The organism is Klebsiella sp. ME-303 (assembly GCF_007910085.1).
GTDB classification, from domain to species: Bacteria; Pseudomonadota; Gammaproteobacteria; order Enterobacterales; family Enterobacteriaceae; genus Klebsiella; species Klebsiella michiganensis.
In genome coordinates, this window is the sequence record NZ_VOJB01000035.1 from 1 (window position 1) to 8,499 (window position 8,499).

Annotated in this window: 8 protein-coding genes; 4 read left to right on the forward strand and 4 right to left on the reverse strand. The window is 55.3% G+C overall.

All coding sequences use genetic code 11. The annotated features are described in order from the left end of the window. Nucleotides 1–140: 140 nt before the first annotated feature. Nucleotides 141–683, reverse strand: a complete 543-nt coding sequence (locus tag FQK12_RS00460) for a TetR/AcrR family transcriptional regulator (protein WP_014228592.1) — start codon at nt 681–683, stop codon at nt 141–143. A 182-nt stretch (nt 684–865) separates the two neighbouring features. On the opposite strand from FQK12_RS00460, the gene FQK12_RS00465 reads away from it, so the two are divergent. Together FQK12_RS00465 and FQK12_RS00470 are read left to right on the forward strand one after the other, a co-directional pair. Then, entirely contained in the window at nt 866–2,068 is a 1,203-nt protein-coding gene (locus tag FQK12_RS00465) for an MFS transporter (protein ID WP_014228591.1), read from the forward strand. Next, nucleotides 2,068–2,883, forward strand: a complete 816-nt coding sequence (locus FQK12_RS00470; RefSeq protein WP_014228590.1) for a Cof-type HAD-IIB family hydrolase — start codon at nt 2,068–2,070, stop codon at nt 2,881–2,883. Before FQK12_RS00465 ends, FQK12_RS00470 begins: the two co-directional genes overlap by 1 nt. A gap of 47 nt (nt 2,884–2,930) precedes the next feature. Here the strand turns inward: FQK12_RS00470 and FQK12_RS00475 are convergent, their stop codons facing one another. Further along, complete coding sequence (locus FQK12_RS00475) at nt 2,931–4,166, reverse strand: MFS transporter (RefSeq protein ID WP_014228589.1); 1,236 nt, start codon at nt 4,164–4,166, stop codon at nt 2,931–2,933. A 318-nt stretch (nt 4,167–4,484) separates the two neighbouring features. Between FQK12_RS00475 and ybjG the strand changes: the two genes are divergently transcribed. Together ybjG and deoR are read left to right on the forward strand one after the other, a co-directional pair. Further along, on the forward strand, nt 4,485–5,078 hold the full coding sequence (ybjG, locus tag FQK12_RS00480) for an undecaprenyl-diphosphate phosphatase (protein ID WP_004849347.1): 594 nt from the start codon (nt 4,485–4,487) through the stop codon (nt 5,076–5,078). Nucleotides 5,079–5,203: 125 nt separating this feature from the next. Continuing rightward, on the forward strand, nt 5,204–5,962 hold the full coding sequence (gene deoR / locus FQK12_RS00485) for a DNA-binding transcriptional repressor DeoR (protein WP_004849345.1): 759 nt from the start codon (nt 5,204–5,206) through the stop codon (nt 5,960–5,962). 28 nt (nt 5,963–5,990) lie between these two features. Here deoR and dacC read toward each other — a convergent pair whose 3' ends face one another. Together dacC and FQK12_RS27955 are read right to left on the reverse strand one after the other, a co-directional pair. Continuing rightward, nucleotides 5,991–7,193 (reverse strand): serine-type D-Ala-D-Ala carboxypeptidase, encoded by a 1,203-nt coding sequence (gene dacC, locus FQK12_RS00490; protein ID WP_014228588.1) that lies wholly within the window; start codon nt 7,191–7,193, stop codon nt 5,991–5,993. 459 nt (nt 7,194–7,652) lie between these two features. After that, the gene (locus FQK12_RS27955; RefSeq protein ID WP_038423246.1) at nt 7,653–8,042 is read right to left on the reverse strand and encodes a hypothetical protein; all 390 of its coding nucleotides are present in this window, start codon (nt 8,040–8,042) and stop codon (nt 7,653–7,655) included. Nucleotides 8,043–8,499: the final 457 nt, after the last annotated feature.

An 8,499-nucleotide genomic window follows, 5' to 3' on the forward strand; every position in this document is an offset into this window, starting at 1 on the left:
CGATGAGCCAAGTGGCAGCAGCGGTTGGCATTGCCCCGTGATCGCCACTCCTTACCACTCACCTAACTTATTGACCATCATGCAACTAATTGTTTTCATTGACCAATTTACATAAATTTTTTTTGTTTTCTGCGCCCCGCTCACGCTCCCGCCAGCCGGTCTACCATCAGTCGAATCGCTTCTCTCGATAGCGGCGCTCTGTCGGTCACGAAGTGCAGCGTCATCCCCTCGATAAAGGCGTCAAGCCCGCGGGCCGTGGCCGGTTCAAACCACTGCTCAAGGGTCCGCTGGCTGCGCAGCATCCAGTTCTGCATGACCGCTTTTAAATTCGGCTGGCTGCTGCAAAAAGCATACAGCTGATACATCAGCTCCATATTGCGCGCGGTGGTCACCTGGGCGCTAAAAATCAGCTCCGCAATGGCGTCACAGGCCTCTTCGCGGCTATGCACATCGGCAAAAAACTGCTGATACTGCGCCGACATCTGGCCGGTAAACAGGCTGAACGCCTCTTCGACCAGCGCCTCAATGCCGCTGAAATAGTAGGTCAGCGAGCCCAGCGGCACGCCCGCGCAGGTGGCGATTTTCCGGTGCGTGACCGCGTGGATACCGTGTATCGCGATCGTGTCCAGCGTCGCCTGCAAAATCCGCTCCCGCCGCTGCGGGTCGTTTGGTCGACGGGCCATCCCCTTTTCCTCTTTCATTAAAACAGATGCTGAATCCCACGGCGTACGCGTCAAATATGCCTCAGGCTGAATCGAATCATAGAGGTCAATAAAAAAGCATTCCGCGGCAGCCTGCCTGGATGTACAAATGTACACAACCTTGCTACTGTTGTCTGCATCTCTTCACTCTCGGGCATTTACGGATGACAGCGCAAACCTCCCGCAGAGCCCTCCAGCTAAGGCTGTGGGCGCTCTTCATGTTCTTTTTTATCCCCGGATTACTCATGGCCTCATGGGCGACCCGCACGCCGGCGATTCGCGATCTGCTCGCGCTATCGACGGCGGAAATGGGGATTGTATTATTTGGACTATCAATAGGTTCGATGAGCGGCATCCTCTGCTCAGCGTGGCTGGTCAATCGATTCGGCACCCGTAAAGTGATTCGCGCCACCATGTCCTGCGCGGTGGTCGGCATGCTGGTGCTCAGCGCCGCGCTATGGTTTACCTCGGCGGTGCTGTTTGCTATCGGCTTAGCCATCTTCGGCGCCAGCTTTGGCTCCGCGGAAGTGGCCATTAACGTCGAAGGCGCCGCCGTTGAACGTGAGATGAATAAAACCGTCCTGCCGATGATGCATGGTTTCTACAGCTTCGGTACGCTCGTCGGCGCCGGGATTGGTATGGCGGTAACCGGCTTCGGCCTGCCCGCCGCGCCGCACATCCTGCTGGCGGCGCTGGTGGCCGTCGCCCCCATTGCTATCGCCATTCGCGCGATCCCTGAAGGCACCGGCAAAAATGCGGCGGAAGCGGCGCGCCATGAAGGCAAAGGCCTGCCGATATGGCGCGATGCCCAGCTGCTGCTGATTGGCGCGATCGTCCTGGCCATGGCCTTTGCTGAAGGCTCCGCCAACGACTGGCTGCCGCTGCTGATGGTTGACGGCCACGGCTTCAGCCCAACCTCCGGCTCGCTGATTTACGCAGGCTTCACCCTCGGCATGACCCTTGGCCGCTTTACCGGCGGCTGGTTTATTGACCGCTACAGCCGGGTGACGGTGGTTCGCGCCAGCGCGGTAATGGGCGCCCTGGGCATTGGCCTGATTATTTTCGTCGATAACCCGTGGGTCGCCGGTCTCTCCGTACTATTATGGGGTCTCGGCGCGTCGCTGGGCTTCCCGCTGACCATTTCTGCCGCCAGCGACACCGGCCCCGATGCGCCGAAGCGCGTCAGCGTGGTGGCGATTACCGGCTACCTCGCCTTCCTCGTCGGGCCGCCGCTGCTGGGCTTTCTCGGCGAACACTTCGGCCTGCGCAGCGCCATGATGGTGGTGCTGGCACTCGTGCTGGTCGCGGCCATCGTCGCTCGCGCGGTAGCGAAGCCACAATCTGAACCCGTGATGGAGAACAGTTAATGAGCATCAAAATGATTGCGGTAGACATGGACGGCACTTTTCTGAGCGATGCCAAAACCTATAACCGTCAGCGCTTCCTCGCCCAGTATCAACGGATGCGCGAGCAGGGCATCCGCTTCGTCGTCGCCAGCGGCAACCAGTATTACCAGCTTATCTCCTTCTTCCCGGAGGTAGCGCACGAGATCGCCTTTGTCGCCGAAAACGGCGGCTGGGTGGTCAGCGCCGGAGAAGATGTATTTAACTGCCGGATGCCGCAGGAGCATTTCAATACCGTCATCGATCATCTCCAGACGCTGACCAACATTGAAATTATCGCCTGCGGTAAGCGCAGCGCTTATACCCTCAACCGCTATAACGATGCGCTGAAAGCGGTCGCGGCAAAGTACTATCATCGCCTCGAACTGGTCGACGATTTTAATCATATTGCTGATGATGAGATTCTGAAGTTCGGTCTCAACGTCCCGGACCAGCTGATCCCTGAGATACAGCCGAAGCTGCACGCTGCGCTTGGCGATATGGTGACCGCGGTCGCTACCGGCTACGGCAGCATTGACCTGATTATTCCTGGGGTACACAAAGCTAACGGACTGCGCATCCTGCAGGAGCGCTGGGGGATCGACAATCATGAAGTGGTCGCCTTTGGCGATAGCGGCAACGATATTGAAATGCTGCAGCATGCCGGATTCGGTTACGCGATGGCCAACGCCGCCGCGCCGGTGAAGGCCGTTGCTGGCTATCGTGCGCCGCACAATAACGAAGAAGGCGTACTGCATATTATTGATAAAGTGCTTAATCGCGAAGCGCCGTTCGCCTGAGGGCGCGCCTGCTGCGGCGCGTAACGTCGCAGCAGGGCATGTGAAGATTACTGCGGTTCGAGGGAGCTGCCTACGCGTTTATCCTTCAGAAAGTAGACCGTCATCGCCAGCCAGAGCACCCCGCTCAGCAGGTTGAGCAAGCTGAAGAGTCCGCTGCCGCCAGCCTCATAGGCGTGCTTGCTCACTTCGATACCCACGGTAAAGATCAGCATTTGCAGCATCCCCATCGCCGCCGACACCGTTCCCTTGCTCATCTCGCTGGCAAACAGCGTCAGGCGCACCAGCCCGGCGTTGGCGAGCCCAATGCCGAAGGCGTAAACGCTCAGCCCGGCGGTCATCCACAGATACGCGTGGGTTGACGCCACCGTCGCGATGGCGGAGATCAGCAGGCCGATCATAATTGGCCAGCCGCCGAGAATAATCAGCGAACGCACCGTCTTGCGGGAAGTCTGGCGCGCCAGCACCAGGTTACCGGCAATCAGCGCGCCAAATATCGGCACCTGCAGCAGACCATACTCGTAGCTGGTCGCCTGCTCGCCGCTAATGATGATCACCGGCGATTGGGCAATCCACGCCAGCAGCGGCAGGCTGACAAAACCGGTGGCCAGCGCGCCGGCGACAAAGCGCAGGTTTTTCAGCACTTCACGATAATCACGCCCCAGCTCTTTAACCGATAGCTTCTCGCCAATGCGGGTGGCGGTTTCCGGCATCGCCTTCTGTAGCCCAAAAAAGGCGATAGCGGCCAGCACGGCAAACAGGACAAACATCATCTCCCACGGCAGGAGATGAACCCAGGCCGCGCCCACCAGCGGCCCAAGCAGCGGCGCAATCAGCGCGACGTTGGCCATCAGCGCCGTGATCTTGATGCACACCGCCTCTTCAAAAGACTCCTGTATCGCCGCATAGCCAACCGCACCGATAAAGCACAGGCTGATGCCCTGCAAAAAGCGCAGCAGCGTGAACTGCTCAATCGTCTGCGCCAGCAGCGTCGCCAGGCAGGTCACGATAAACCATACCACCCCGGTCAGCATGACCGGACGGCGGCCGATGCGATCCGAAAGCGGCCCCAACAGCCACTGCAAAAACATACCGCCGGCCAGATAGGCGGTCATTGAGGTCGGAACCCACTCATTGCCCACGCCAAACTCTTCCACCACCGAGAGCATTCCCGGCTGGATCATGTCATTGCCGATATAGGTGGCGAATTCGTATAACACCAGGCACAGCGGAAAGAGCAGCGCCTGACGTCCGAGGCGTTTGCCTGAAAGCGAAGAATTGTGCATGAAATCTCTTATTTAAATAAAACCGCGCAAAGTTTAATGAAAGTCGTGCCGGGGAGATAGTGAATTGTGAGCGATGAAGAGAAATATCGCCACGCAGAGACCGCGTCGCCATCACCGAATGAAAATCCCACTGTATATATTTCGTTTATGTTTCAATTAGATTACAGGCTATATACTCCTTTACTCAGTCTGTTAACGAAGCCACATACGCACTTTCATTCATAACAAACTGATAATTAAGACAATACTGCTTTACCTTATCGCCACCGTTTTTTAAGGTGGGCGGCTTGTTGCTAACGGACCCAAGAGCCTGGATGTATGCTGGAAAATATTAACTACTCGCTGTTTGCATTCCTCAATGCCACCCCCGCGTCGCCGTGGTGGGCAATTGAAATCGCGACGTTTATCGCCAAAGACCTGATTATTATTGTGCCATTATTGGTGTTCGCCTTATGGCTTTGGGGGCCAAACCAGCGTCAGCTAGTATTTAAGGTGATGATGGCGCTCGCGATTAGCCTCACGCTTTCATGGATATTCGGCGTGTTTTTTCCGCATGAACGTCCGTTTGCCGCCGGTGTGGGCTATAACTTCCTGCATCATTCACCCAATAACTCCTTCCCAAGCAATCACGGTACTATTTGCTTTACCTTTGCGCTGGCCTTTATGTTCTGGCACCGCCTGTGGTCGGGCGCGCTGCTTATCGCCGTTGCCTGCGCGATTGCCTGGTCCCGGGTCTATCTCGGCGTTCACTGGCCGATGGACATGCTGGGCGGGCTGCTCACCGCGATGATCGCCTGCCTTAGCGCCCAACTGCTGTGGCAAAGCGGCGGAAAAACCCTCTATCAGCATCTGCAGCGGCTGTACCGCCTGTTCTTTTCGCTGCCGATTCGCAAAGGCTGGGTGCGCGAATAGACGTTCCTGACCAGCCGGTAAAGTTGCGGCAGCGCCCGATTCCTGCGCGTGACTAAGCCTCTTCCGGCAGGTAAAATCGCCGCTGACGCCCTGTCAATGCAGGGCGCTTTCAGCTTAGAGGGAATATGGAAACTCGTCGTGACGAACGCATCAGCCAGCTTATTCAGGCACTCAAGCGCAGTGATAAACTCCATCTAAAAGAAGCGGCCACCCTGCTTGGCGTGTCAGAGATGACCATTCGTCGCGACCTCAACGGCCACAGCGGTCCGGTCGTGTTGCTGGGCGGCTATATCGTTCTGGAGCCGCGCAGCGCAACGCACTATCTGCTGAGCGATCAGAAAACGCGCCTTGTGGATGAAAAACGCCGCGCCGCCCGCCATGCGGCAAAGCTGCTTGAGCCCCACCAGATGGCCTTTTTTGACTGCGGGACCACCACGCCGTGGATCATCGACGCCATCGATAGCGCCCTGCCCTTTACCGGCGTCTGCTATTCGCTCAATACCTTTCTTTCCTTACAGGAAAAGCCCCAGTGCCGCGCAATTTTGTGCGGCGGCGAGTTCCACGCCAGCAACGCCATTTTTAAACCGCTAAGCCTGCAGGATACGCTGAGCCATCTGTGCCCGGACATCGCGTTTTATTCCGCCGCGGGCGTCGATTGCGAGCAGGGCGCGACCTGTTTTAACCTGGAAGAGCTGCCGGTCAAACACTGGGCGATGAAAAGCGCTCGCTACCACGTGCTGGTTGTCGATCACAGTAAATTCGGCAAAGTCCGGCCGGCGCGGATGGGGGATTTATCGCAGTTTGACGTAATAGCCAGCGACGTGTGTCCGGATGACGATCTGCTCGCGCTGGCGAAGGAAAAACAAATTTCACTGCTTTACTAACCGCGCCCCGCAGGGCGCGGCCTGCATTTTAAGAGAACCAACCGCCGAACCAGCCGTGCAGTTTCATCAGCACGAAATCGATCATCCGGCTAAAGAAACCGCCTTCGTTTACCGCTTCCATTACAATCAGCTGCCGCTGCTCAATGGTTTTATCATTCAGTTTAAAGTCGATGGTGCCGACAACCTGCCCTTTGGTCAGCGGCGCGGTCAGCTGTGCATCATTCAGGGTGTAGCTGGCCTTGAGGTTTTTCAGCTGGCCTTTCGGCAGCGTGATGGAACCCGCCTCGCCCGCCCCCAGCTTCGCTTCACTGCTATCGCCAAACCAGACGCGCTGGGTAATGAAGGTGGCATCGGGTTTAATCGGAGTCACGGTTTCATAGAAGCGGAATCCCCAGGTCAGCAGTTTTTCTGATTCGTTAAAACGGATACGGTCAGTTTTGGTGCCGAGCACGACGGCAATCAGGCGCATATCGTTTTGCGTCGCGGAAGAAACCAGATTGTAGCCCGCCCCGGCGGTGGTCCCGGTTTTCACCCCGTCAGCGTTGAGGTTCGTGCTCCACAGCAGGCGGTTGCGGTTCGGCTGGCGGATTTTGTTGAAGGTGAACTCTTTTTCTTTATGGATCGCATACTCTTCCGGCACGTCATGGATCATCGCTTTGGTGAGCAGCGCCATATCGCGGGCGGTACTGAACTGGCCCGGCGCGTCCAGACCGTGCACGGTCATAAAGGTGGTATTGGTCAGGCCCATTTTCTGCGCATAGCCGTTCATCAGGCTGACAAACGCGTCCTGGCTGCCCGCCACGTAGTCGGCTATCGCGATGCTGGCGTCGTTGCCGGACTGAATGATGACGCCCTTGTTAAGATCTTCTACCGACACCTGCATCCCCGGCTTGAGGAACATAACCGAAGAGCCGCGCAGCGCCGGGTTACCGGTGGCCCACGCATCGCGTCCGATGGTCACCATATCTGTAGACTTAATCTTACCCGCCTTTAACGCCTGGCCGACAACGTAGCTGGTCATGATTTTGGTCAGGCTCGCCGGGTCGAGTTTTTCGTCGGCATTGCCTTCGCTGAGCACTTTGCCGCTGGCATAGTCCATCAGGATCCAGGCTCGCGCGTCAATGGATGGCGCATCGGGGAGTTGTTCCGCAGCCTGCACCGCAGGCGCAACGAGAAGTAAAAGCGCGCAGCCTGCCGCGAGGCCGCGAAGGGAAAAAGCATCATGCGTCATAAGAGCCACCCAAGTATCCTTTCCAAACAAAAATATGCCGCCACACTCGTTCCGCGCCGCAGCAGCCGGTGAGTAAAGCGTACAAATGACCTTAAAGAAACAGCGAGTTGGTAAAGTTTTTAAAGTTTACGCAATAACCTCGTCCGGTGCTGCAAACAGCGCAATTTTTTTGATCGCGGTTGCCTAAATATTAACTTTATTATGGCATGCAAAAAAATAGTTTAGCAAATTCAACGTTCTGCAATTTTTTCAACAACTTAACTTTATTGACTTCTGGTCAAATGTGGACAAATGCGGACATTTGATTGTCCCAAATCGTGCCCCAAACGTTATTCTGCCCCAAAATTTGCCCCAATTTTACCCCCTAAGGGTCTGAGGCAATAACCATTCTCATAGCTTACAAATAACCCACTAAGGGGTTGCAAGTTGACTACTTTGCCAGCAGGTGCTTATGGGCGATTAATGAGATACGTTTCTTGCGCTACTACTGCTCACGGTGACTCCCGGTAAGGATTTTGCAGCCCGGCCTAAGGCAGTGTTGAAAGCAATTAAAGTGACTGGCCGACATTCATACTTTACCCGGTTCGAATGACTCTGAAACACAAAAACATCCTCTGGATACCTTTCCCGTCGCCGAGTTATCATCGCCATCGCCCTAGGTGGAATTTCAACGCGCAGCGCTTTCAGTCTCCCACGCTCTCGTATCAGTATTGAATCATTATCTATGTCATCGTACCGAAGCGCCAACAGCCTACCCGCACTAAGGCTCGTATGGAAAATCAATACCCACAAATCAGCCCAAGTATCTGAGATGCCGGCGAGTTGACTATTTATTATCAAAAATTGCATGAACGTTAACGTTTTCTTACTGCTCACATTTAAACGCGCTTTGCTCTATTATTCGTGAGGTTATTATCTCAGATGTTAATTTCAGGAAACAGTAGTTAACGTGCGGTTAATCACACTCCCCTTCAAACAGGGGTAGTATCCAGCCTCAAGCTGTTGATCGTGTGCATAGCAACTCCGAGCACTTCAACATCTCCAGGCCCCCTTAAGTAAAAACATACCCATGCAACCGGAACTTTAACTTAACTGTTCAGATCAAAAATATCTGGAAATACCAGGAGTTTTCTCAGAAGATATACTCCGCGCAAAGACGCACACAGCAATGATGTTATGAAGTTTTTTCCCCTGAGTGTGCCTGCTCCGGGGATTTTTTTTATCAAACAGGACTTGTATCCTGTCTCAAGTCGTTAATCGCATGGGTTGCGACTCCGAGTACTTCAACGTCTTCCAGCGCCTCACC